Origin of the sequence: Aureimonas pseudogalii, from assembly GCF_014196835.1 — a bacterium.
In the GTDB taxonomy this organism is placed as follows: Bacteria; Pseudomonadota; Alphaproteobacteria; order Rhizobiales; family Rhizobiaceae; genus Aureimonas; species Aureimonas pseudogalii.
Window position 1 is genome coordinate 481,446 of the sequence record NZ_JACIEK010000001.1, and the last position, 24,093, is coordinate 505,538.

General features: G+C 70.0%; 21 protein-coding genes. 10 read left to right on the forward strand and 11 right to left on the reverse strand.

The features are described from left to right. Positions 1-15 precede the first annotated feature (15 nt). The 3 genes from GGR04_RS02280 to GGR04_RS02290 form a co-directional block, all read right to left on the reverse strand. Complete coding sequence (locus GGR04_RS02280) at positions 16-1,590, reverse strand: M16 family metallopeptidase (RefSeq protein WP_183197432.1); 1,575 nt, start codon at positions 1,588-1,590, stop codon at positions 16-18. Between the two features lie 98 nt (positions 1,591-1,688). After that, on the reverse strand, positions 1,689-2,252 hold the full coding sequence (rsmD, locus tag GGR04_RS02285; protein ID WP_183198987.1) for a 16S rRNA (guanine(966)-N(2))-methyltransferase RsmD: 564 nt from the start codon (positions 2,250-2,252) through the stop codon (positions 1,689-1,691). Between the two features lie 12 nt (positions 2,253-2,264). Further along, positions 2,265-4,562 (reverse strand): pseudouridine synthase, encoded by a 2,298-nt coding sequence (locus GGR04_RS02290; protein WP_183197434.1) that lies wholly within the window; start codon positions 4,560-4,562, stop codon positions 2,265-2,267. A 116-nt stretch (positions 4,563-4,678) separates the two neighbouring features. On the opposite strand from GGR04_RS02290, the gene GGR04_RS02295 reads away from it, so the two are divergent. Further along, entirely contained in the window at positions 4,679-5,110 is a 432-nt protein-coding gene (locus tag GGR04_RS02295; protein WP_183198988.1) for a nucleoside deaminase, read from the forward strand. Between the two features lie 20 nt (positions 5,111-5,130). On the opposite strand, the gene GGR04_RS02300 is transcribed toward GGR04_RS02295, so the two are convergent. From GGR04_RS02300 to GGR04_RS02315, 4 genes are all read right to left on the reverse strand, one after another. Next, positions 5,131-5,799, reverse strand: coding sequence for a hypothetical protein (locus GGR04_RS02300; protein ID WP_246392631.1), 669 nt, complete (start codon positions 5,797-5,799; stop codon positions 5,131-5,133). Between the two features lie 186 nt (positions 5,800-5,985). Beyond that, the gene (gene ileS, locus GGR04_RS02305; RefSeq protein ID WP_183197436.1) at positions 5,986-9,024 is read right to left on the reverse strand and encodes an isoleucine--tRNA ligase; all 3,039 of its coding nucleotides are present in this window, start codon (positions 9,022-9,024) and stop codon (positions 5,986-5,988) included. A 247-nt stretch (positions 9,025-9,271) separates the two neighbouring features. Next, a complete protein-coding gene (locus GGR04_RS02310; protein ID WP_183197438.1) occupies positions 9,272-10,264 on the reverse strand; it encodes a bifunctional riboflavin kinase/FAD synthetase in 993 nt (330 codons plus the stop codon). Next, entirely contained in the window at positions 10,261-11,118 is an 858-nt protein-coding gene (locus tag GGR04_RS02315; RefSeq protein ID WP_183197440.1) for a TIGR01459 family HAD-type hydrolase, read from the reverse strand. The genes GGR04_RS02310 and GGR04_RS02315 overlap by 4 nt, the downstream gene beginning before the upstream one ends. 330 nt (positions 11,119-11,448) lie before the next feature. Here GGR04_RS02315 and groES point away from each other — a divergent pair, with 330 nt between their 5' ends. From groES to GGR04_RS02345, 6 genes are all read left to right on the forward strand, one after another. Next, a complete protein-coding gene (gene groES, locus GGR04_RS02320; RefSeq protein ID WP_183197442.1) occupies positions 11,449-11,745 on the forward strand; it encodes a co-chaperone GroES in 297 nt (98 codons plus the stop codon). A gap of 77 nt (positions 11,746-11,822) precedes the next feature. Next, positions 11,823-13,481, forward strand: coding sequence for a chaperonin GroEL (gene groL, locus GGR04_RS02325; RefSeq protein WP_183197444.1), 1,659 nt, complete (start codon positions 11,823-11,825; stop codon positions 13,479-13,481). A 281-nt stretch (positions 13,482-13,762) separates the two neighbouring features. Continuing rightward, complete coding sequence (locus tag GGR04_RS02330) at positions 13,763-14,533, forward strand: sulfite exporter TauE/SafE family protein (RefSeq protein WP_183197447.1); 771 nt, start codon at positions 13,763-13,765, stop codon at positions 14,531-14,533. Positions 14,534-14,628: 95 nt separating this feature from the next. Further along, positions 14,629-14,817 carry a CsbD family protein gene (locus GGR04_RS02335; RefSeq protein WP_183197449.1) on the forward strand — a complete coding sequence of 63 codons (189 nt, stop codon included), beginning with the start codon at positions 14,629-14,631 and terminating at the stop codon, positions 14,815-14,817. A 166-nt stretch (positions 14,818-14,983) separates the two neighbouring features. Then, positions 14,984-16,375: a class II fumarate hydratase gene (gene fumC / locus GGR04_RS02340; protein WP_183197451.1), complete on the forward strand. Its 1,392-nt coding sequence runs from the start codon at positions 14,984-14,986 to the stop codon at positions 16,373-16,375. A gap of 173 nt (positions 16,376-16,548) precedes the next feature. Then, on the forward strand, positions 16,549-16,920 hold the full coding sequence (locus tag GGR04_RS02345) for a DoxX family protein (protein ID WP_183197453.1): 372 nt from the start codon (positions 16,549-16,551) through the stop codon (positions 16,918-16,920). A gap of 53 nt (positions 16,921-16,973) precedes the next feature. Here the strand turns inward: GGR04_RS02345 and hisG are convergent, their stop codons facing one another. The 4 genes from hisG to GGR04_RS02365 all read right to left on the reverse strand — a co-directional run bounded on the left by hisG (position 16,974) and on the right by GGR04_RS02365 (position 21,179). After that, positions 16,974-17,678: an ATP phosphoribosyltransferase gene (hisG, locus tag GGR04_RS02350; protein WP_183197456.1), complete on the reverse strand. Its 705-nt coding sequence runs from the start codon at positions 17,676-17,678 to the stop codon at positions 16,974-16,976. Further along, the gene (locus GGR04_RS02355) at positions 17,675-18,835 is read right to left on the reverse strand and encodes an ATP phosphoribosyltransferase regulatory subunit (RefSeq protein WP_183197458.1); all 1,161 of its coding nucleotides are present in this window, start codon (positions 18,833-18,835) and stop codon (positions 17,675-17,677) included. Before GGR04_RS02355 ends, hisG begins: the two co-directional genes overlap by 4 nt. After that, positions 18,832-20,394 carry a histidine--tRNA ligase gene (hisS, locus tag GGR04_RS02360; protein ID WP_183197460.1) on the reverse strand — a complete coding sequence of 521 codons (1,563 nt, stop codon included), beginning with the start codon at positions 20,392-20,394 and terminating at the stop codon, positions 18,832-18,834. Before hisS ends, GGR04_RS02355 begins: the two co-directional genes overlap by 4 nt. 137 nt (positions 20,395-20,531) lie before the next feature. Beyond that, a complete protein-coding gene (locus tag GGR04_RS02365; protein WP_183197462.1) occupies positions 20,532-21,179 on the reverse strand; it encodes a DNA-3-methyladenine glycosylase I in 648 nt (215 codons plus the stop codon). Positions 21,180-21,343: 164 nt separating this feature from the next. Between GGR04_RS02365 and GGR04_RS02370 the strand changes: the two genes are divergently transcribed. From GGR04_RS02370 to GGR04_RS02380, 3 genes are all read left to right on the forward strand, one after another. After that, the gene (locus GGR04_RS02370; RefSeq protein WP_183197464.1) at positions 21,344-22,111 is read left to right on the forward strand and encodes a DUF2927 domain-containing protein; all 768 of its coding nucleotides are present in this window, start codon (positions 21,344-21,346) and stop codon (positions 22,109-22,111) included. Positions 22,112-22,291: 180 nt separating this feature from the next. Then, on the forward strand, positions 22,292-23,173 hold the full coding sequence (locus tag GGR04_RS02375) for a L,D-transpeptidase (RefSeq protein WP_183197466.1): 882 nt from the start codon (positions 22,292-22,294) through the stop codon (positions 23,171-23,173). 118 nt (positions 23,174-23,291) lie between these two features. After that, entirely contained in the window at positions 23,292-24,038 is a 747-nt protein-coding gene (locus GGR04_RS02380; protein ID WP_246392633.1) for a L,D-transpeptidase, read from the forward strand. Positions 24,039-24,093: the final 55 nt, after the last annotated feature.

Consider the following 24,093-nt stretch of genomic DNA (forward strand, 5'->3'; position numbering starts at 1 on the left):
AATGGGATCCGTTCGTCAGGAGCGCGTGTCGCCGGGCGCCGGAGCGCCGGCCGCCGGGTCCACCGCGCCGGCGGCGGCGGGCGTGCCCTCGGGCGCCTTGGCGTCGGCCGCCGTCTCGGCGGCGGCCGGCAGCAGCGTGCCGGTGACCGAGCGTTTCTTGTCGAGAATGGCGCGCGCCGCGGCGTTCACCTGATCGACGCTCACGGCCTCGATCCGCTCCGGCCAGCTCTCGACGTCGGCGATGGTCTGACCGGTGGAGAGCGCGGCGCCGTAGCGGCGCGCCATCGAGGTCTGGTTGTCGCGCTGGTAGATCAGCGCCTTGCGCACCCGGTTCTTGGCGGCCTCGAGCTCGGCCGGCGTCACGCCGTCCTTGACGAGCCGCACGATCTCGCCGTCGATGGCCGCTTCCACCTGCGCCAGCGTCGCCTCGCCGCGCGGCGTGCCGTAGGTCATGAACTGCCCGTCGTCAAGCGCCGTGCCCTGGTAGTAGGCGCCGGTGCCGGCGGCGATGCCCTGCTCCACCACGAGTGCGCGATAGAGCCGGCTGGTGGTGCCGCCGCCGAGAATGTCGGCGAGGAGATCGAGCGCCTCGGCCTCGCCGGGCTCGGCATTGTTCTCGGAAGGGGCGAGATAGGTAGTCTGGACGCTTGGCTGCGTGACCCGCGCGTCCGACAGCGAGACGGTGCGCGCGGCCAGCGGCTCGGGCTCCTGCGGGCGCTGGCGCTCGCCGGGCTCGGCGCGCCGCTTCACCTGGCCGTAGGTCTCCTCGGCATAGGCGCGCACCTGATCGAGCGTCACGTCGCCGGCCACCAGCAGCGTCGCGTTGTTGGGCGTGTAGTACTTGTCGTAGAAGGCGATCGCCTGGTCGCGCGACAGCTTCTCCATCTCCTGCCGCCAGCCGATCACCGGCGTGCCGTAGGGGCTGTTGGCGAAGAGCGCGGCGTCCACCGCCTCGGAGAGCTGCGCGCCGGGGTCGTTGTCGACCCGCATCCGGCGCTCTTCGAGAATGACGTCGCGCTCGGGCAGCACCGCCTCGTCGGAGAGGACGAGGTTCTCCATGCGGTCGGCCTCGAAGGCCATCATCTCGCGCAGCTGCTCTACCGGCACCTGCTGGTAGTAGGCCGTGTAGTCGTAGGAGGTGAAGGCGTTCTCCGAGCCGCCGACCGCGGCCACCGCCGCCGAGAAGGCGCCGTCGGGATGGGCCTTCGTGCCCTTGAACATCAGGTGTTCGAGGAAGTGGGCGATGCCCGACTGGCCGCGCGCCTCGTCGGCCGAGCCGACGCGGTACCAGATCATCTGCGTGGCGATGGGCGCGCGATGGTCGGGCAGCACCACGACCTGCAGGCCGTTGTCCAGCGTGAAGCTCTCGATCGCCGGGCGCTTAGCCTCGGCAGCCGCGGCTGCCGGCGTCGGGGCTGCCGGCGTCGGAGTGGCGGGGCTCGTTTTGGTGGCGCTCGCGGCCGGGCGCGGGGCCTCCTGCGCGAAGGCGGGCGTCAGGGCGGTGGCACCCAGCGCCAGCGCCAGAAGCGAGGTGCCGGCCGAGCGGACGAGCGACGTCCGGCACAGGACCTTCCGGGACAGGGACTTCATCGTCGGGCGTTTCCTCGTGTTGCGTCGGGCATCTCGCCGTCCGATATGGCGGACGGCGAGGAAAGGAGCCAATTACGTTTTTGTAAGGGCTTGGAATCTCAAGCGATCGACACGGCCCGCAAGAAGCGCAGCCGCGTCTCGCCCATCTCGCGCTCGTCCTCGACGACCAGCCCCGCGATCGGCTCGAAGGGCGCCGCCAGTGCCTCCTCCAGCACGAGGAGCGCGCCGGGAGCGAGCCAGCCGCCGGCGAGCGCGCCCGCCAACGCGGCTTCGCCGAGGCGCCGGCCGTAGGGCGGATCGGCGATCACGAGATCGAAGGGCTCCACCGGGCCGGCGGGGCCGAGCCGCGTCGCGTCGCGCCGGAAGATCTTGGTGCAGCCGCCCAGCCCGAAGGCTTCGACATTGGTGCGGATGAGGCCGCGCCCCTCCGTGCCCTCCTCCACGAAAAGGCAGAAGCGGGCGCCGCGCGACACCGCTTCCAGACCGAGCGCGCCGGTGCCGGCGAAGAGGTCGAGCACCCGGGCGCCCTCGAAGCGGAAGCCGAAGCCGTGCTGCAGGATGTCGAACAGCGCTCCGCGATGGCGTTCGCTCGTCGGGCGGATGCCTTCGCCCTTCGGCGTGGCGAGGGGGCGGCCCTTCAGGCTGCCCGCGACGATTCGCATCGCCATGCCGGATCAGCCCTTCGGGCCGCGACCGCCGCCCCCGCCACGGGGCCGGTCGCCCTGGGGCCGATCCCCGTGTGGGCGATCCCCGCGCGGACGGTCGCTGCCGGAGCGCTCGCCGCCCCGCGCGCCGAAGCCGCCCGTCCGCTCGCCCGTACGAGGGAAGCGCTTGGCCTTCTCGTCGCGCTCGGCCTTCTTCGCCTCGCCCACGGCCCGGGCGCCCGGCGCCATCCAGACGTTGGTGGAGCGCTTGGGCTCGTTCAGCGCGGGGCGGCGCGTCGCGCGCGCATCGCCGCCGGCCTCGCCAGTCCGGTCGTTCGGCCGGTCGTTCGGGCGACGCGGCTTGTCGCCGAAGGTGGGCTTGTCGCGGCCGCCGCCGAAGGCCGGGCGCTCGCGCTTCTCGAAGGTGCGCCCGCCCCGCTCGCCGCCGTCCGGCTTGTCGCGGAAGGAGCGCGGCGCCTTGGTGTCGAGCCGGCCGAGCGCGTCGTCGCGCTTGGCGGCGCCGAACTTCTTGCGGTTCGGCGTCGAGTCGGTGGCGCTGATCCACTCACGCTTGGGCTTGGCGCCGCGCTCGGACCGGTCTTCGCTCGCCTCGGTGCGCTTCGGCGCGACCACCGCCTGGTTGGTGAACTCGTTGACGATGGGCGCGTCAAAGTCGGCGCCCGATTCTTCGATCAGGCGCTCGCCGAGCTGGTCGCGCAGCATGCGGCCCTTGATCTCCTGCACCGCGCCTTCGGCGAGATCGCCGAGCTGGAACGGTCCGAACGACAGGCGGATCAGCCGGTTCACGTCGAGCCCGAGATGGCCGAGCACGCGCTTGACCTCGCGGTTCTTGCCCTCGCGAAGGCCGAGCGTCAGCCAGACGTTGGAGCCCTGCTCGCGATCGAGCGTCGCCTCGATGGCGCCGTAGAACACGCCGTCGACGGCGATGCCCTGACGCAGCTCGTCGAGCTGGGCCTGCGTGACCTCGCCGCGGGCCCGCACCCGGTAGCGCCGCAGCCAGCCCGTGGCCGGAAGTTCGAGGACGCGCGCCAACCCGCCGTCGTTCGTCAGCAGCAGCAGGCCTTCGGTGTTGATGTCGAGGCGCCCGATCGAGAGCACGCGCGGCATGTCCTCCGGCAGGCGGTCGAACACGGTGGTGCGCCCTTCCGGGTCGCGGTTGGTGGTGACGAGGCCGGCCGGCTTGTGGAAGAGCCAGAGGCGGGTACGCTCGATCGCCGGCAACGGCTTGCCGTCCACCTCGATGCGGTCGCGCATCGTCACGTCCACCGCCGGGGTGTCGAGCTTGCGTCCGTTCAGCGTGATGCGCCCGTCGGCGATCATGCCCTCGGCGTCGCGGCGCGAGGCGACGCCGGCGCGCGCCAGGCGCTTGGCGATGCGCATGGACCCGTCGGACGCGGTCTCGCCGCCCTCGCGCCGGGCCGGACGCTCGCCGGCCTCGGTGCGCGATTCGCGGCGCGATTCGCGGCGCGGACGCTCCGCCCGGTCGGAGCCTCCCGAACGCTGCTTGAACTCGCGAGGCTTGCGTGCCTCGCCGGCGACGTCGCCATGCTGCAGCCGGCCGTAGGAGCGCGGACGCGCCTCGCCGCCCTCAGTTCTGGCACCGCCATGCGAGAACATGCCGTGCGAGCGGGGCGTGAACGGCTTGTCGCCGCCCTGCCGGGCGGGACGCTCCGCGCCCTCGGGCCGGCGATACGAGCCGCGCTCGCCGCCGTCCTCACGCTTCACGAACGGCTTGCGCTCGCCCTCGGGCCGCTCGGTGCGCGCCCGGAAGGGCTTGCGCTCGCCGGCCTCGCCGTCGCGCTTGACGAAGGGCTTGCGCTCGCTCGTTCCAGCACCGCGCTCGCCGCCTTCGCGCTTCACGAAGGGTTTGCGTTCGCCGTCGCCGCGTTCGGTCCGGGGCCGGAACGTCCGCCCCTCCCCCGCGCCGCCGCCCTCGTGCTTCACGAAAGGCTTGCGCGCGCCCTCGGTCCGCTCGGTGCGCGGCCGGAACGTCCGGCCCTCGCCGCCACCCGCGCCTTCGCGCTTGACGAACGGCTTGCGCTCGCCCTCGCTGCGTTCGGTTCGGGGCCGGAAGGATCGCTCTCCGTCGCCACGCGGCGCGCCGGCCGCTCCTGCCGGGCGCGACCGGAACGGCTTGCCCGCGCCCGCGCCGCCCGGCTTGGCCCCGCCGAACGCCGGCTTGCCGCCGCGCGGGCGATCGCCGCCGCCCGCGCCGCCGCGGGCTCCGCCACCGCCGCTCTTGCCGCCGCCGCTGCGCGGTCCGCCCTTGCCGCCGCCGCGGCGGCCACCGTCGTTCGTGTCGCTCATCTTTTCGCTATGCCTTGTTTCGGGCGACGCATATCAAAAACCCGTCGACGAAACGAGGGAAACGGCGTGTCCCGCAGGAATTGGATGCCAGCCAAGGCCGATGGCCCGTGAACTGGATGGACGAGGCGCTGACGCAAGCCCATCTCGCCGCCGATCGGGGCGAGACACCGGTCGGCGCCGTGGTGGTGTTCGAGGAGCGGATCGTCGCCCGCGCCGGCAACGAAACCCGCGCGCTGTTCGACCCGACGGCCCATGCCGAAGTGCTGGCGATCCGCCGCGCCTGCCGGGCGGTCGGCTGCGAGCGCCTGCCCGGCTTCGATCTCTACGTGACGCTGGAGCCCTGCGCGATGTGCGCGGCGACGATCTCCTTCGCGCGCATCCGCCGGCTCTACTACGGCGCGGCGGACGAGAAGGGCGGAGCGGTGGAGCATGGCTCCCGCTTCTACGCCCAGCCGACCTGCCATCACGCGCCGGACGTCTATTCCGGCATCGGCGAACGGGCGTCCGCCGAGCTTCTTCGCAGCTTCTTCCGGGCCCGGCGGGACTGACGCTGGCGGCCGGGAAACGATCAGAACGGCCAGAGGCTCTTCAGCTTGGAGCCGACGCTCGTGGTGCCCTTCATGCGGCGCTCCTTGACCTCCTCGTCGTCGCCCTGCACGCCCACTGGCGCGGTGGCGGCCGGCGCGCGATAGGCGAGCGGTGGCTCGGAGAGGTAGCGGCGCACCTCGGGGCTGCCCTGGCGGGTGTTCTTGGCAGCGTCGGTGGCCGCGACGCGTTGGCCCGCCATCGCCTTGGGGTCGAGCCAGCTGTTCTCCATGTCGGTGCGGCGCCCGACCGTCGAGCTCTGCACGGAACGCTCCACCGGGATGCCGTCCTTGGCCGCGGTCATGTAGCCGACCGGCAGCGGGGTGTCGGGATCGGGCGCGGCGGCCTGCAGGCGGGCGCTGCGCCGCTCCGGCGATTCCGGCCAGTCGGCGTCGTTGGCCGCCGATACGGACTCGCTCGGCGGCGGCAGCGCGCCGATGGTCTTGGGCTTCACCAGTTCGGGCCGCGGCGCGTAGCTGGGGCGGGCGCCGCCGGTCGAGCCGAGCGAGACGATGTTGTCGAGATCGCTGAAGAGCTGGCCGCCCTGCGACTTGCCGGTGCCGTAGGTCGGCCCCATGCATCCGGCCAGCGTCATCGCGCAGATGCCGAGGAGCGCGGCACGAACACCCACGCGGATGAGATCAGACGTCATGCTCAGCAGTTCCCCTCGTGGCGCGATCGACCGGCCCTCTGGACAAGGGTTCGCCGCAGCTTTATCTCGCGCCATCCCACGACAATCCGGCGAATTTGCGAGCCCTCCTGTAGGCGAGACCGCCTCGTCTGTCCAGAAACGGCGCGCGGGGCGAGGCGAGGCTACGACCGCCCCCTCGCCTCGTCGTCAGGCGGCGTCCCGCTCGACCGCCAGTTCGCGCAGCGCGTCGGCATCGCGCGGCGTCACGTCGGGGAACTCCGGGTCGGACCCGACGTCGGGCGAGATCTTCCAGGAGCGCGCGCATTTGCGCCCCTCGGCGCGCGCCGGCGTCACGGCGATGCCGGGCGTGTCGGCCAGATGGAACGCCGTCTCGGGCGCGGACTCGGCCGAGATCGCGATGTCGCTGGTGATCGCGATCTCGGCGAGATCGACGCCCGCCAGCAGCGCGCGAAGCTCGGCATCCTCGACATGGACGACCGGGGCGGCTTCGAGCGACGAGCCGATCCGCTTGGCGCGGCGCTCCTCTTCCAGCGCGCCGGTGACGACGCGGCGCACGCGGCGGATCTTCGCCCACCGTGCCGCCAGCGCCTCGTCGCGCCAAGCGGGATCGCAGGGGCGGAAGGCTTCGAGATGCACCGAGCGCGCGGCGGGATAGCGCGACAGCCACGCCTCCTCGGTGGTGAAGGGCAGCAGGGGCGCCAGCCACGTCACCAGCCGATCGAACAGGATGCGCACCACCTGCAGCGACGCCTTGCGGCGGGTCGAGGACGGCGCGTCGCAGTAGAGCGCGTCCTTGCGGATGTCGAAATAGAAGGCGGAAAGCTCCGTCACCGCGAAGTCGAGGAGCGTGCGGGTGATGCGCTTGAAGTCGAACGCATCGTAGGCGCGCAGCACCACCTCCTCGATCTCGGCGAGGCGATGCAGCATCAGCCGTTCGATCTCCGGCATCTCCGCCAGCGACACCTCATCGCCCCGATCGTGCGCGAGCGTGCCGAGCATCCAGCGCACGGTGTTGCGCAGCTTGCGGTAGCTGTCGATGTTCGTCTGCAGGATCGTCTTGCCGAGCCGCAAATCCTCGGAATAATCGGACGAGACCACCCAGAGGCGCAGGATGTCGGCGCCCGACTGCTTGATCACCTCTTGCGGCGTCACGACGTTGCCGAGGGACTTCGACATCTTGCGCCCCTCCTCGTCCATCACGAAGCCATGCGTCAGCACGGCGTCGTAGGGCGCGCGGCCGCGGGTGCCGCAGCTTTCGAGCAGCGAGGAGTGGAACCAGCCGCGATGCTGGTCGGAGCCTTCGAGATAGAGGTCGGCCGGCCATTTCAGGTCGGGACGCTTCTCCAGGCAGAAGGCGTGCGTTGAGCCCGAATCGAACCAGACGTCGAGGATGTCGCGCACCATGGCCCACCTGGGGCCGTCGTGCTCGACCCCGAGGAACCGCTCCTTGGCGCCCTCCGCGAACCAGGCGTCGGCACCCTCCTCGGCGAAGGCCTGCGTGATCCGCGCGTTCACCGCCTCGTCCTTCAGGATCTCGCCGTCCTCGTCGACGAAGACGCAGATCGGCACGCCCCAGGCGCGCTGGCGCGAGAGCACCCAGTCGGGCCGATCCTGGATCATGCCGCGCAGGCGATTTTGCCCGGAGGCCGGCACGAAGCGGGTGTCCTCGATCGCCTTGAGCGCGCGGGCGCGCAGCGTGTCGTCACCCTCGGTGAGTCCGCGCTCAGGTGAGCCGTAGCCGCCGAGATCCCGATCCATGTGGACGAACCATTGCGGCGTGTTGCGATAGATGATCGGCTTCTTGGAGCGCCAGGAATGCGGGTAGGAATGCTTCAGCCGGCCGCGGGCGAGGAGATTGCCGCGCTCGATCAGCGCGGCGATGACGCGCGCGTTGGCGTCGCCCTTCTTGCCCTTGTCGTCGATGACCCGCGCCGCGCCCCCCTCGGCCTCCGGCCCGAAGCCCGGCGCGTCCTTGGTGTAGAAGCCGTCGTCATCGACGGTGAAGGGGATGGCGGTGTCGATGCCGCGCGCAGCGAGATCGCGGCGGGCGTCCACGAAGGCCTCGAAATCCTCGCGGCCATGACCGGGCGCGGTGTGCACGAAGCCGGTGCCCGCGTCCTGCGTCACATGCGCGCCGAACAGCAGCGGCACCGCGAACTCGTAGCCGCCGCCGAACCCCTTCAGCGGGTGATCGACGACGAGCGCCGCGAGATCCTCGGCCCTGACGTCGGCAACCCGCTGGAACCCGTCCGACCCGACGCGCGCCTTGGCGAACACGTCGGCGGCCAAGGCGTCGGCGAGCAGAAACCGCTCGCCCGACCGGGCCCAGCGCGGCTGCTCGGCATCGTCCGGCGCCGTCACCTCGTAGAGACCGTAGGCGATCTTCGGGTTGAAGGTGATCGCGCGATTGCCGGGCATGGTCCACGGGGTCGTCGTCCAGATGACGACGGAAGCGTCCTTAAGTTCGTTCGCCTCATCCACGCTTCGACTATTGCCGCCCGTATCAGACAGCCAAGCAGCCTTCATTTCGGTTGGAACGTTCCGAACCGGAAACTTCACCCACACAGTATCCGACTCGTAGTCATGATACTCGACCTCGGCCTCGGCGAGCGCGGTCTTCTCGACCACCGACCACATGATCGGCTTCGAGCCGCGATAGAGCTGGCCGCTCATGGCGAACTTCAGGAGTTCGCCGGCGATCACCGACTCGGCCCCGAAGTTCATCGTCAGATAGGGGTCCTTGAAGTCGCCCTCGACGCCGAGGCGGCGGAACTCGGCCGACTGCACGCCCACCCAGTGCGCGGCGAACTCGCGGCACTCGGCGCGGAACTCGTTGATCGGAACCGCGTCCTTGTCGCGCCCCTTCGCGCGGTAGGCCTCCTCGATCTTCCACTCGATCGGCAGGCCGTGGCAGTCCCAGCCCGGCACGTAGTTGGCGTCGAAGCCGCGCATCTGGAAGGAGCGGGTGATCGCGTCCTTCAGCACCTTGTTCAGCGCGTGGCCGATATGGAGGTTACCGTTGGCATAGGGCGGGCCGTCGTGGAGCACGTATTTCGGCCGCCCCGCCGATTCACGGCGCAGCGTACCGTAGAGATCCATCTCGTCCCAGCGCGCGATCCAGGCGGGCTCGGCCTGCGGCAGGCCGGCGCGCATCGGAAACTCGGTCTCGGGCAGGAAGAGCGTCTGCGAATAGTCGGTCTCGGGGGTCGTCGGGGCGTCGGTCATCTCGGATTCTTCGCGGAAGGCGCCGCGCATCAGGGGCGGCGCAACCCCTCGGCGGGGTCGAATGGAAAAAGGCTCTTGCGGGAAGGCGCGGCGTCTCGTCCCGGCCTTCGCCCTCGCGGCTAGTGCAGCGCGAGCGACGAAGCCGGGCGGATAATTCGGGCCGCGAAGGGCGGCAGGCGGGCGCCGGGTTCCATGAGCGGGTTCTCTAGCAATCGCCGCGTGGGGATCAAAGCCTTTTCGCGCAGTGTCAGAAGGCGATGCGGGCGTCGAGGGCCGAGAGCGGACGGGCGCCGGCGAGCAGCGCCCTCGCCTCGTCGCGGTCCCGATCCATCTGCGCCACCAGCGCCTCGACCCCGTCGAACTTCTCCTCGCCGCGCAGATAGGCGAAGAGCGAGACGCTCGCGGTCTCGCCGTAGAGATCGCCCGCGAAGTCGAAGAGGAAGGTCTCGAACAGCGCGTGGCCGTTGTCGAAGGTCGGCCGGCGCCCGAAGCTCGCGACGCCGTCGTGCAGCGTGCCGTCGGCCCGGCGCAGCCGCACGGCGTAGATCCCATGGGCGAGCATCGCGTCCTCGTCCAGCGCCATGTTGGCGGTGGGATAGCCGAGCGTGCGGCCGAGCTTGGCACCGTGCCGGATCTCGCCCGAAAACGTCCAGCGATAGCCGAGCAGCGCGGCAGCCGCCGCCACGTCGCCGTTCATCAGGTCCTCGCGGATGCGCGAGGAGGAGACGGGAATGCCGCCCTCGTCGGCGAAGGGCGGCACCTCGGTGACGCCGAAGCCGAGCGCCGGGCCGCGCTCGGCGAGAAAGGCGCCGTCGCCCTGCCGGCGCGCGCCGAAGCGGAAGTCGAAGCCGACGACCACATGGGCGGCGCCGAGATCGCGCGCCAGCGTCTCGGCGACGAAGGCTTGCGCGGGATGGGCGGCGTAGGCGAGGTCGAAGGGCTGCTCCACGACGGCGTCGAAGCCGAGCGCTTCCAGAAGCCGCGCCTTCATCGGCGCCGGCGTCAGGCGCGGCACGGGATGGGCGGGGCGGAAGACGGTGCGCGGATGCGGCTCGAAGGTGAGGCACACGAGCGGGCGCGCCTCGCTCGACGCCCGCTCGGCCGCCGTCTCCAGCACCTGCTGGTGGCCGCGATGGACGCCGTCGAAATTGCCGATCGCCACCACGGCGCCGCGCAAGTCTGCCGGCAAGGCGGCAGCGCCCGCGATCCGCCGAAGGGTCGTGGTGCCGGCGTCGCTCATCGCAGCGCGGGCTGGACGAAGCGGGCGTGCAGCCCGTGGGTGCGCAGCGCCGCGGCGATGGCCTCCGGCCGCCCCTCCGCCGGCGCCAGCTCGTCGCGGTGGATGCCGTCGGCGACGAAGAGGCAGTCGGCGTCGATGCCGTTGGCGCCTTTCACGTCGGTGAACATGCCGTCGCCGATGCAGAGAATGCGGGGCTGAACTTCGGCGAGCAGCGCGCGCGCCACGTCGTAGATCGGCGCATGCGGCTTGCCGGCGAGATGCACGGTGCAGCCCATCTCGGCATAGACGGCCGCGAGCGCGCCAGCGCAGTAGATCAGCCGTTCGCCCCTGTGCACGACGATGTCGGGATTGGCGCAGATCATCGGCAGGCCTCGGGCCGAGAGCCGCGCGAGGAGGTCGCGGTAGTCGTCCGGCGTCTCCTCCTCGTCCTGCGTCAGCCCGGTCGCGACGACGACCTTCGCGCGGGCCTCGTCGGCGAAGTCGAGCGCCAGCCCGTCGAAGAGGTCGCGGTCGCGCACGGCGCCGATGTGGAAGACCTGCGCGGGCCCGGCGGCGATGAGGGCGCGCGTCGCGTCGCCCGAGGTGACGATGGCGTCATAGGCGTCATGCGAGACGCCGAGCGCGTCGAGCTGGGCGCGTACGCCGGCAGCCGGTCGCGGCGAATTGGTGAGGAGCACGACGCGCGGCCCCGAAGCCCGCGCCTCGATCAGCGCGGCTTCGGCCTGCGGATTCTTGGCGACGCCGTCGTGCACGACGCCCCAGACGTCGCAGAACAGGGCGTCGTAGCGCTTCGCGACATCCGCCAGCCGGGCGATCGATTCGAGCGCGCTGGACCCGTCCGTGTCTGTCGTCATCGCCCGCCATCCTCGCTGCCGCCGACGACGCGCCGGCTTGACGGGCGATATCGGGTCGGGCGGGGACGGGTCAAGCGAGGGCCCCGATTCCCCCGTGATCGGCCGCTAACGTCATGGTCGGCAGGGGCCAGAAGAGCTCCACGAGATGACCGGCGGATGAGCGCAAACCCTGCGAAGCTTTCGTGAAACCTGTCGCGAACCTTGACAGGAGCCGCCGGGATCGCCTATCTCCCGCTTTGTTAGCACTCCTCGAAAGAGAGTGCCAAAGATCCCGGGGACGGGTGCCGCTCAGGGCCCGCTCCTCTATCAGCCAAGGAAGGTTCGATCCAGATGGCCAACGTGAACTTCCGCCCTCTTCATGACCGCGTCGTCGTTCGTCGCGTCGAGTCCGAGAGCAAGACCGCGGGCGGAATCATCATTCCGGACACCGCCAAGGAGAAGCCGCAGGAAGGCGAGATCATCGCCGTCGGCGCGGGTGCCCGCGACGAGACCGGCAAGATCAATCCGCTCGAGGTGAAGGCCGGCGACCGCATCCTGTTCGGCAAGTGGTCCGGCACCGAGATCAAGCTCGGCGGCGAAGACCTGCTGATCATGAAGGAATCCGACATCCTCGGGATCGTCGGCTAAGTTCCAGCCCCCTTCTTCCATCCCATTCATCCCAGACGGTGTGGCCTCTTTTTGGGGAACGCCGAGGAGACAAGATCATGGCTGCCAAGGAAGTCAAATTCGGACGTGACGCCCGCGAGCGGATGCTGCGCGGCGTCGACATTCTCGCCGACGCGGTGAAGGTGACGCTCGGCCCGAAGGGCCGCAACGTCGTCATCGACAAGTCGTTCGGCGCGCCGCGCATCACCAAGGACGGCGTCACCGTCGCCAAGGAGATCGAGCTCGAGGACAAGTTCGAGAACATGGGCGCCCAGATGGTGCGCGAAGTGGCCTCGAAGACCAACGACAAGGCCGGCGACGGCACGACCACCGCCACGGTTCTGGCGCAGGCGATCGTCCGCGAAGGCGGCAAGGCCGTCGCCGCCGGCATGAACCCGATGGACGTCAAGCGCGGCATCGACCTCGCCGTGACGGAAGTCGTCAAGGTTCTCGTCGCCTCGGCCCGCAAGATCGAGACCTCCGACGAAGTCGCGCAGGTCGGCACGATCTCGGCGAACGGCGAGAAGGAAATCGGCCAGATGATCGCCTCGGCGATGCAGAAGGTCGGCAACGAGGGTGTCATCACCGTCGAGGAAGCCAAGACCGCCGAGACCGAGCTCGAAGTCGTCGAAGGCATGCAGTTCGACCGCGGCTACCTCTCGCCCTACTTCGTGACCAACGCCGAGAAGATGGTTGCCGAGCTCGAGGACCCCTACATCCTCCTGCACGAGAAGAAGCTCTCGAACCTGCAGGCGATGCTGCCGATCCTCGAGGCCGTGGTGCAGTCGGGCAAGCCGCTCGTCATCATCTCCGAGGACGTCGAAGGCGAGGCCCTGGCCACGCTCGTCGTCAACAAGCTGCGTGGCGGCCTGAAGATCGCCGCCGTCAAGGCGCCGGGCTTCGGCGATCGCCGCAAGGCGATGCTCGAGGACATCGCGATCCTCACCGGCGGTCAGGTCATCTCGGAAGACCTCGGCATCAAGCTCGAGACCGTGACGCTCGACATGCTCGGTCGCGCCAAGAAGGTGTCGATCACCAAGGAAAACACCACCATCGTCGATGGCAACGGTGAGTCCGCCGGCATCCAGGCGCGCGTCGCCCAGATCAAGCAGCAGATCGAGGAGACCACCTCGGACTACGACAAGGAGAAGCTCCAGGAGCGTCTCGCCAAGCTCGCCGGCGGCGTCGCGGTCATCCGCATCGGCGGCGCGACGGAAGTCGAGGTCAAGGAAAAGAAGGACCGCGTCGACGACGCCCTCAACGCGACCCGTGCGGCCGTGGAAGAAGGCATCGTCCCCGGCGGCGGCGTGGCGCTGCTGCGCGCCTCCAACGCGCTGACGCTCAAGGGCGAAAACCAGGACCAGGAAGCCGGCATCACCATCGTGCGCCGCGCTCTTCAGGCCCCGCTTCGCCAGATCGTCACCAACGCGGGCGCCGAAGGCTCCATCATCGTCGGCAAGATCCTCGAGAACGCCTCGGTGACCTTCGGCTACAACGCCCAGACCGGCGAATACGGCGACATGATCCAGATGGGCATCGTCGATCCCGTCAAGGTCGTTCGCTCGGCGCTGCAGGACGCGGCCTCGGTCGCGGGTCTCCTCGTCACCACCGAAGCCATGATCTCGGAGGCTCCCCGCAAGGAGTCGGCCGGCGGCGGCATGGGCGGCGGCGGCGGCATGGGCGGCGGCATGGGTGGCATGGGCGGCATGGACTTCTAAGAACCCCTACCCGGGTTCAAGGAACGACCTGACGCTCGTCCATTCGGACGAACGCCAACGCATCGAGAGGGTCCGGCGCAAGCCGGGCCCTTTTGCGTGCGACGGGGGGACGATCGATCGTCCCGCCGTGCGGCAAGGGGTGAGATTTTGCGTCGTGAGCCGCTTTCGGCGAAACTCCTGGTCTCGTCACGAGCGGCGGAAAACCGTTTAAGTCCGAGCAGTCGGTCCTTGAGGGCGGCGTGATTCGGCTGGAAAGGCCCCGGAATGATCGAAGCGACGGCATGATCGAGTTCGCGACCTTCTTCTTCGTGGGCGCGCTGGCCCAGCTCGTCGACGGGGCGCTGGGCATGGCCTACGGCGTCATCTCCTCCACCGTGCTCATGAGCTTCGGCGTTCCGCCCTCCGTCGCCTCCGCCTCGGTGCACACGGCCGAGCTCTTCACCACCGCGGCGTCCGGCACCGCGCACATCGCCAACCGCAACATCGACTGGAAGCTGTTCTGGCGCCTCGTGCCGTTCGGGGTCGCGGGCGCGGTGCTCGGCACCTACGTTCTGACCTCGATCGACGGCTCGGTGCTACGCCCGTTCGTGGCGGCCTATCTCGGCGTCATCGGCGTGCTGTTGACCGCACGGTCCTTCCGCAAGATCCCGCGCGCGCCGACGCCGATGGGCCTCGTACCACCGCTCGGTGCGGTCGGCGGCTTCCTCGATTCGATCGGCGGCGGCGGCTGGGGGCCGATCGTCACCTCGGGCCTGCTCGGGGCCGGCGGTCAGCCGCGCTACGTCATCGGTACGGTGAACGCGGCCGAGTTTCTCGTCACGCTCGCGGTCTCGCTGTCGTTCCTTCTCGCCCTCCTCACCGGACACTGGGAGGAGGCGGGCGACCTCTCGACCCACGCCCTCTCCGTGCTCGGGCTGATCGGGGGCGGCGTGCTCGCCGCGCCGCTCGCCGGCTATGCCGTGAAGGCCATTCCGGAGCGCCTGCTGCTGCGGATCGTTGGCCTTCTCATCTGCGGCCTCTGCCTCCAGCAGATCGTCTCGCTTCTCTCCTAAATGTAATGTTTGGCCGGGAACCGATATCGGGCATCGCCGGTTCTTCACCCGAAACCGGACACACGGTTCGGTACGACATCGAATGGAGAAGTCTCGTGGTCGACAAGAACGAAATCTCGGGCGGCGCCAAGGAAATCGGTGGCAAGATCAAGGAAGGCGTCGGCAAGCTGGTCGGCAACGAGCGCCTCCAGGCGGAAGGCGTGGTCGACCAGGCCGAGGGCAAGACCGAGAAGAACTACGGCAAGGTCAAGGACGCCGTGAAGGACGAGGTCGGCAAGCACTGACCACGGGCTGACGATCGACGAAAAGGGGCTGGCCGAAAGGCCGGCCTTTTTTCGTTCGGGGATCTTCAATCGGTTCGACCTCGACCGAAGGGTTTCCGGGCCCCGGCCTTCGTGGTAACGCGCGGCGGAAGCCAAGCGGCGCAACACGGGACAGGGCGGGCGAACAGTGACCAGCACCAGACGCGAAACGGACTCGATCGGCGCGATCGAAGTCGCCACCGACCGGTACTGGGGCGCCCAGACCGAGCGCTCCCTCCACAATTTCCGCATCGGCACCGACAAGCAGCCGATCGCCATCATCCACGCCCTCGCCACCGTCAAGAAGGCCGCGGCGCGGGTCAACACGGCGATGGGCAAGCTCGACGGCCAGCTCGCCGGCGCCATCGAGGCCGCCGCCGACGAGGTGATCTCGGGCGCGCTCGACGACCATTTCCCCCTCGTCGTCTACCAGACGGGCTCGGGCACGCAGACCAACATGAACGTCAACGAGGTCATCTCCAACCGCGCCATCGAGGCGATGGGCGGCGAGATGGGATCGAAGAAGCCGGTCCACCCCAACGACCACGTCAACATGGGCCAGTCGTCCAACGACGTGTTCCCGACCGCCATGCACGTCGCCGTCGCCATCGAGACGACGAAGCGCATCCTGCCGGCGATCGACGCGCTGCACGGGGCGCTCGACGCCAAGGCCAAGGCGTTCGACGGCATCATCAAGATCGGGCGCACGCACACGCAGGACGCAACCCCGATCACGCTCGGCCAGGAGTTCTCCGGCTACGCGGCGGCGCTGGAATTGGGCAAGGCGCGTATCCTCAAGGCCATCGAGGACGTCTATGCCCTTGCGCAGGGCGGCACCGCCGTCGGCACCGGCCTCAACGCTCCCGTAGGCTTCGACGTGAAGATCGCCGCCGAGATCGCGGCGCTCACCGGCCTGCCCTTCCGCACCGCCGCCAACAAGTTCGAGGCGCTGGCCTCGCACGGGGCGCTCGCCTTCTTCCACGGCTCGCTCAACGCGCTCGCCGCCGATCTCTTCAAGATCGCCAACGACATCCGCTTCCTCGGCTCCGGCCCGCGCTCGGGGCTCGGCGAACTGTCGCTGCCCGAGAACGAGCCGGGCTCCTCGATCATGCCGGGCAAGGTCAACCCGACGCAGGCCGAGGCGCTGACCATGGTCGCCTGCGAGGTCTTTGGCCACGAGACCACCGTGACGGTGGCGGCGAGCCAGGGCCATTTCGAGCTCAACGTCTTCAAGCCGGTGATCGCCAATGCCGTGCTCTCCTCGATCCGGCTGCTCGCCGACGCGATGGACAGCTTCCGCGAGCATTGCGTCGAGGGCATCCAGGCCAACGAGGATCGCATCGCAGCGCTCATGAGCCAGTCGCTGATGCTCGTCACCGCGCTCGCCCCGACGATCGGCTACGACAACGCCGCGACGATCGCCAAGACCGCCCACAAGAAGGGCACGACCCTGCGCGAGGAGGCGATCGCCTCCGGCCTCGTGTCGGGCGAGGACTACGACCGGATCGTCGATCCCGCCGCGATGACGCGTCCGGGCTGACCCCTCCTCGATTGGACCCTGGAAACGTTCCAGTCGCGCCATTGGTCCTGAAATGATGAACGAACAGTCGCCCGCCGGGCGGCTGTCCGACGGGCGCGCTTTGGGTCATCTGTTCGCTGCGACATTTCGGGCGGTATGATACGGCCCGGCCCTTCCACAGACCGGAGCTTTGCATGAATCCCGCCGTCACGCTCATCGCGCGCGTCCTCCTCTCGATCCTCTTCATCGTCTCCGGCTTCGGCAAGCTGGCGGGCGCGGCGGGCTTCGCCGGCTATCTCGGCAGCCTCGGCGTGCCCGGCGGCGTCGCCATGGCCTATCTGGTCGGCCTGTTCGAGCTTCTCGGCGGCCTCGCGGTTCTCGTCGGCTTCCAGACGCGCATCGTCGGCTACGCGCTCGCCGCCTTCTGCGTGGCGACGGGCCTGCTCGCTCATCTCGGCCCCGACCAGTCGACGCAGCTGATGAAGAATCTCGGCCTCGCCGGTGGCTTCCTGCTGCTCGCCGCCGGCGGCGCGGGCGCCTATTCGGTGGACGCGCGCAAGCGCTGATCCCAGCCTGCCAAGACCGGAAGCGGCCGTCCCTCGGGGCGGCCGTTTTTCGTTCAGGCGGGCTTGGCTGCGAAGCGCGCGGCGAGCCTCGTCAGCGCGGCGTCGTCATCGGCCGAGCGCTCGACCTGGGCGGCCAGCGCGAGGCAGGCCTCGGATCGCAGGATCGTGCCGTCCGCGAGGATGCGCAGGTGGTTGGCGGTCAGCGTCGAGCCGGTGGAGGTGATGTCGACGATGATGTCGGCCGAGCCCGCCGCCGGGGCGCCCTCGGTGGCGCCGAGACTTTCCACGATGCGGTAGGACTGGATGCCGTGGGCACGGGTGAAGAAGCCCTGCGTCAGCCGCCAGTATTTGGTGGCGATGCGCAGGCGCCGGCCGTGGGCGGCGCGAAAACCCGCGGCGACGTCGTGAAGGTCCTCCATCGTCTCGACGTCGATCCAGGCGTCGGGCACGGCCACCACCACGTCGGCCCGGCCGAAGCCCAGGCGCGAGAGGATACGCCCGCGCCGGTCGAAATCGGGCATGGTCTCGCGCAGGAGATCCTCGCCGGTGATGCCGAGGTCGATCGCCCCGTCGCGCAGTTCGCGCGCGATCTCGGAGGCCGAGAGCAGCAGCACCTCCAGCCCGTCAGTGCCCTCCACCCGCGTGCGGTAGGACCGCGCGTCGTCGGAGGGGATCACGGTGATGCCGGCCGCCGCCAGCGAGGCGACGCACTGGTCCTTGAGGCGGCCCTTCGAGGGAATGGCGAGCGTCAGGGTCATGCGGTCTCTCCCGCCACCGCCGAGATGCGATCGAGCCAGAGCGAGAAGCCGACCGCGGGGATCGGCCGGGCCGCGCCGAGATAGCCGACGAGCCGGTCGTAGCGCCCGCCGCCGGCGAGCGGCTCGGCTGCGCCAGGTCGGCGGGCCTCGAAGACGAGGCCGGTGTAGTAGTCGATGGCGCGCCCGAAGGCGGCGCGGTAGCGAAGGCGGCCGAGATCGACCCCGGCCGCGGCGAGCGCGTCGTTGCGCTGGCGGAAGAAGGCGAGCGCGGGCCCGAGATCGACGCCGGTGTCGGCCTCCAGCGCGGCGAGCGCGCCGGGCGCCTCGGCGAGCGGGCAGTCGAGCGCCAGGAAGCGCCGCAGCCGAGCGAGCGAGGCCGGCGTCATCCGCGTCTCCGCCAGTTCCACCTTCTCGAACAGGCGCACGGCGATCTCGCGCGGGGTGCGCCCGCGATGGGGCGGCAAACCGCCCTCCTCCATCAGGCCGGCGACGTGGTCGGCCAGCGCCTTCACCGATCCGGCCTCGACGAGGGCGCGAATCTCCGGCGGCAGGCGCGCGCTCGACGCCTCGCCTTCGCGCGCGAGAGCGTTCAGCGCGGCGTCGAGCAGGTCGTCGCGCCCGAAGGTGCGCACCAGCCGGCGTTGCCAGCCCGCCGGCAGCGCGAGCGCCCCGAGAAACGCCTCGAACAATGCCTGATCGCCGAGCACGATCTCGAGCGGCGCGGTCTCCGCGATTCCGCAGGCTCCGAGTCCGGCGAGCGCGTCGGCGAGCGTGCGGGCGTCGGCCGCCGCGCGGTCGTCGTCGCCGAGACTCTCGATGCCGGCCTGCCGGAACTCCGCAGCGCCGTCGCGGTGCTGGCGGAAGACGAGGCCGTGATAGGCGTAGCGGCGCGGCAGCCCCTCGCCGCCCGCGATGTGGGCGAGGCACACGGGGATGGTGAAATCCGGCCGCAGGCACAGCGTCTCACCGGCCTCGCCCCGCGTCAGGAAAATGCGGCGACGCAGATCCTCGCCGGCGGTGTCGAGATAGGGCTCGGCGCGCTGCAGGATCGGCGTCGACACCGTGACGGCGCCGGCGGCGTGGAACAGGCGCGCCAGCGCGAGGTCGACGGGCGAGCCCTCCGCGGTCGGGCCCGCCGACCTCTCGATCGAGATCATCGGCCGGCGCTCTCCGCATCGGCGGCGTGGCGATCGAGGATCGCGCGCACGGCCGTGACGAGCTCGGCTTCGTCCACAAGCTCCTGTCCCGCGCGGGCCTCGCGCCACTCGGCATTGTCCTCGATGCCGGCGGCGATGCGCTTGCCCTCGACGAGGTCCTTCACCTGGACCTTTCCGGCCACCTTCTCGTCGCCGCCCTGGATGACGACGACGGGGGCGTTGCGTCGGTCGGCATATTGCAGCTGCTTGCCGAACTGCTTGGGGTTGCCCTGGAAGACCTCGACGGGAAGGGCGGGGCCGAGATAGGCGCCGTCCGCGCCCTTCGGGTTCAGCCCGTCGCGAAGCACGCTCGCCATGCGCTGGTAGTCGGCCATACGGTCGCGGTCCATCACGGTGACGACCACCGGGCCGGAGCGCGGCGCGGCGTCGAGGCGGCCGAGATTCTTCAGCGCCGTCTGCAGGCGCGAGACGCCGATCGAGAAGCCGGTGGCCGGCACGGGGGTGGACATGAAGCGCGACACCAGCCCGTCGTAGCGCCCGCCGCCGCCGACCGAGCCGAACTGCACCTTCTGGCCCTTCTCGTTGACGACGTCGAAGAGGAGTTCGGCCTCGAAGACCGGGCCGGTGTAGTATTCGAGCCCGCGCACGACGGAGGGGTCGATCAGAATGCGGTCCGGTCCGTAGCCGGCGGCGCGAACGGATGCGGCAATCTGCTGGAGTTCAGCAACTCCGTCTGCACCGGACTTACTATCTCCAACGATGCGCATCCAGTCTGCGAAGTCATCCTCAGAGGTACCGTCCTCGTCGTCAAAACTGACGAGAGCATAGCCCAAAACTTGCCGCGCCGCGTCTTCGTCGAGCCCAGCACCAGGAGTGAAATCGCCACTTTCGTCTTTTCGACCAGAGGTCAGCAAAAGGTGGACACCGGGCTCACCAAACTTGTCCAGCTTGTCGATCGCCCGCAACACGGTGAGCCGGCGCCCGGCATTCTCCTCACCGCCGAGCCCGATCGCCTCCAGCACCCCGTCCAGCACCTTGCGATTGTTCACCCGGATCACGTACTGGCCGCGCGCGATGCCCAGCGCCTCCATCGTGTCGGCCATCATCATCGCCATCTCGGCATCGGCCGAGACGTTGGGCGCGCCCACGATGTCGGCGTCGAACTGCATGAACTGGCGGAAGCGGCCGGGACCGGGCTTCTCGTTGCGGAAGACGTAGCCGGCCCGATAGGAGCGGTAGGGCTTCGGCAGGTCCTCGAAATTCTCGGCGACATGACGGGCGAGCGGCGCCGTCAGGTCGTAGCGCAGCGACAGCCATTCTTCGTCGTCGTCCTGCAGCGAGAAGACGCCCTCGTTGGGGCGGTCCGAGTCGGGCAGGAACTTGCCGAGCGCATCGGTGTACTCGAAGAAGGGCGTCTCCACCGGCTCGAACCCGTAGCGCTCGTAGACGCCGCGGATCGTGCCAAGCATGCGCTCCTGCGCCAGGAGGTCGGCGCTCGTGCGATCCACGAAGCCGCGGGGCTGGCGCGCCTTCACGCGGGAGGGCTTCTTCGGGGCCATGGGGCTGCCTGTCGCTCGTAGGGGGCCCCGATCGAATGGGATCTCGACCGAGGCGCAATGGCGTAAGTCAATTTTGACTTACCGCGTTGGCCGCGTCCTAGCCGATCACCCCCGCAGCGGCAAGTTTGGCGCCGGTTTCACGCCGGCCGCACGAAGCGCGCCCGCGCCGCCTCGCATTCGTCCCGCACGCAGCACCCCTCCATGTGGTCGTTCACGAAGCCCATCGACTGGAGAAAAGCATACATCGTGGTGGGACCGACGAAGGAGAAGCCGCGAGCCCGCAGCGCCTTGGACAGACGCGTCGAGGCGGGCGTCACCGGATTGGCGCGCAGCCATTCGGCGCTCATCGGCTCCGGCCGCTCCTCGGGCAGCGGCTCGAAGCGCCAGAGGAAGGCGGCGAGCGAGGCGCCGGTCTCCTCGCGCAGCGCCAGCGCGCGCCGGGCGTTGTTGATCGTGGACGCGATCTTGCCGCGATGGCGGACGATGGCGGGGTCGGCGACGATGCGCTCGACATCCGCCTCCGTCATGCCCGCCACCGCCTTGATCGCGAAGCCGTGGAAATGGCGGCGGAACGCCTCGCGCTTGCGCAGGATCGTGATCCACGAGAGCCCGGCCTGGAAGCCTTCGAGGCAGAGCTTCTCGAACAGGCGGTCGTCGTCGGCGCTGGGCCGGCCCCATTCCGTGTCGTGGTAGAGAGCGTAGTCGGCGCTGGCGCCGGCCCAGGCGCAGCGCATCCGTCCGTCCGTGCCTTGCAGCAGGCCCTCGTGTGTCGTCTCTTCGCTCATGGGCTCAAGGGTTCGCGCGACACGCGGGCGAAGGCAAGGCCCGACCGGGCATCCAGCCTTCGGGAAAGCGTCGGCCTTGGAGCCGTCTCACCGTCTTGGCGCTTGCCACGATCCCTGGAAGCACCGCACAAAAAGCCGAAGAACGGGCAAGAGGGTCGACCGGCATGCGATTCGCGGGGGCAGCGACGGGGAAGAGCGGACGGCCGCCATCGGGCAGGCTGGCGCTCGTCGTCGCGCTCGCACTGGCCGCCCTCGGCATGGCGCCGAGCGTCGCTCGCGCCCAGCGTCTGCCGCCCGACGCCGCGATCCTCGACGGGTTCTCCCGCGTCGTGTTCGGCGCGGAGTTTCGCGGCGTCTTCAGCGACGACACCTATCTCAAGCGCTTCGCCGCGCCCGTCCGGTTCCGGGTCGAGAACCGCGCCGCGATCGACCGCGCGGCCGCCGTGCGCGGCTTCGTGCGCCAGGTCGGGCGCTCCGTCGCGGGTCTCGAAACCGGCATGGCCGGCCGCGACGAGCCGGCCAATTTCGTGGTGCACGTGGTCGACCGTGCCGCGTATCAGCGCACCGGGCGCGAGATCTACCGCAACCCGTTCATGACCGTGCCCGGCAACTGCATCGTGCGCGCCGTCTACGGGCGCGCCGGCATCAGCCATGCCGACGCGATCCTCGTCTCGGACGAGGGCGAGCCGCTGTTCCGGCGCTGCCTCGTGGAGGAGATCCTGCAGGGGTTGGGGCCGCTCAACGACGATTCCGACGCGCCGCAGAGCGTCTTCAACGACACATCCCGCCTCACCACGTTCGGCCCCTACGACCGGCTGATCCTCAACATGCTCTACGACGCGCGCCTGAAACCCGGCATGAGCATGGCCGCGGCCAAGCCGCTGCTGCCCAAGGTGCTGGCCGACACGAAGCGGCGGCTCCGACTGCGCTGAGCGTCCGGCGGGGATCGCGGCAAGACGGCGTTCACCATGCCCGCGAACGCGGCCTTCACCATAGCGGGAGGCAGTGGCATGCGGACGGCCGATCGAAGCCGCCGATTCACCAATCGAACGGATTTCGCCCGCATTCTGGCCGCAACCGCTCCTCCCGGAGCCTGCGACGGGATCAGACCGATGCGACTTCGCCTTCTCCTCGGTGCCGCCATGCTGGCCGGCGCGCTCACAGCGCCGGCGCTGGCGCGTGATCGCCAGCCCCTGTCGGTGGCGCCCGACATCGCCGCCGAATGGGTGCAGCAGCTTTCGCCCGGCAGCGGCGTCGTGCCGGGCTACGCGCGCCAGAGCCTCGCCCGCCCCTACCCCGCCGGCCACGTCGTGTTCGAGGGCAGCGTTCCCGTCGGCATCGCGCCCGCCGACGGTGGCCCCGTCGAGCCGCTCGGCTCCTACCGCGAGGAGCGCCGGCCAATGCTCGGCTTCTTTGGCGAGCGGGCACCCCGCCGCGCGCCCATCGAGCGCCCGCGAGCCTCGCGTCGCACGCCCCTCTTCGCCTCCGCGACCGTCGCGCCGGCGGCGGTGCGCGCCACCGCGCCGCGCCACGCGCTCGACCCGCGCTTCCTGCCCCAGCGCGTCACCTACGACACCCGCTACGCGCCGGGCACGATCGTGATCGACACGCGCCAGAAGTTCCTCTACCGCGTCGAGGGCAGTGGTCGGGCCATGCGCTACGGCGTCGGCGTCGGCAAGGAGGGCTTCGGCTGGACCGGCTCGCACGCGATCTCGCGCAAGGCCGAATGGCCGGGCTGGACGCCGCCGGCCGAGATGCGCCAGCGCGAGCGCGCCAAGGGCCGCGTGCTCCCCGCCCACATGCCGGGCGGCGTGGAGAACCCGCTCGGCGCGCGCGCCCTCTATCTCGGCTCCACGCTCTACCGCATCCACGGCACCAACGCGCCCTGGACGATCGGCCAGGCGGTGTCGTCGGGCTGCATCCGCATGCGCAACGAGGACGTCATCGACCTCTACGAAAGCACCGACGTCGGCACCCGCGTGGTTGTGCTCTGACCGCAACATCCGATTGCATTTCGGCGCCGCCGTCTCGCTTCGGTAAGCATCGCGTTCCATCTTCTCTCTCAACCCGATCCCGTCGCATTCCGCCGATCGCCCGAAGGACGTCCCGCCGATGAAACAGCTTCTCGCCCTTTCCCTGCTCGCGGGCCTCGCCTCCGGGGCGATGCTGCAGGGCGCCGCCGCCGAAGCGCGCTACTACGACCACAGCCGCAACCAGTGGGTCGTCGGCTCCGACCGCGCCACGGTGCAGACGCAGCGCATGACGCGCCAGACGCAGGTCGCCCGCAAGGTCGATCCGCGTTTCCTGCGCCAGTCCGTGCGCCTCTCCACCAAGGAGAAGCCGGGCACGATCATCATCGATACCGACAAGAAGTTCCTCTACCTCGTCGAGGCCGGCGGCACCGCGACGCGCTACGGCGTGGGCGTCGGCAAGGAGGGCTTCGCTTGGGGCGGCACGATGAAGGTGGCCCGCAAGGCCGAATGGCCGGGCTGGACGCCGCCGGCCGAGATGGTGCGCCGCGAGCGCGCCAAGGGCCGCATCCTGCCGGCCTACATGGAAGGCGGCCCGGAGAACCCGCTCGGCGCGCGCGCCATGTATCTCTACCGCGACGGCCGCGACTCGATGTTCCGCATCCACGGCACCAACCAGCCTTGGACGATCGGCCTCAACATGTCGTCGGGCTGCATCCGCATGATGAACCAAGACGTCACCGACCTCTACGATCGCGTGACGCCCGGCACCAAGGTGATCGTCCTCGCCCCCGGCGCGGCCAACCGCGACGCCGTCTACGCCGAGACGGGCACGATGCGCCGCGCCGGCGAGCGCCCGAACCTTCTGGCGGCGATCTTCGGCGGCTGAGCCGGCTGCGGATCGCAAGGGAAAAGGCCCGGCTTCGCGCCGGGCCTTTTTTACG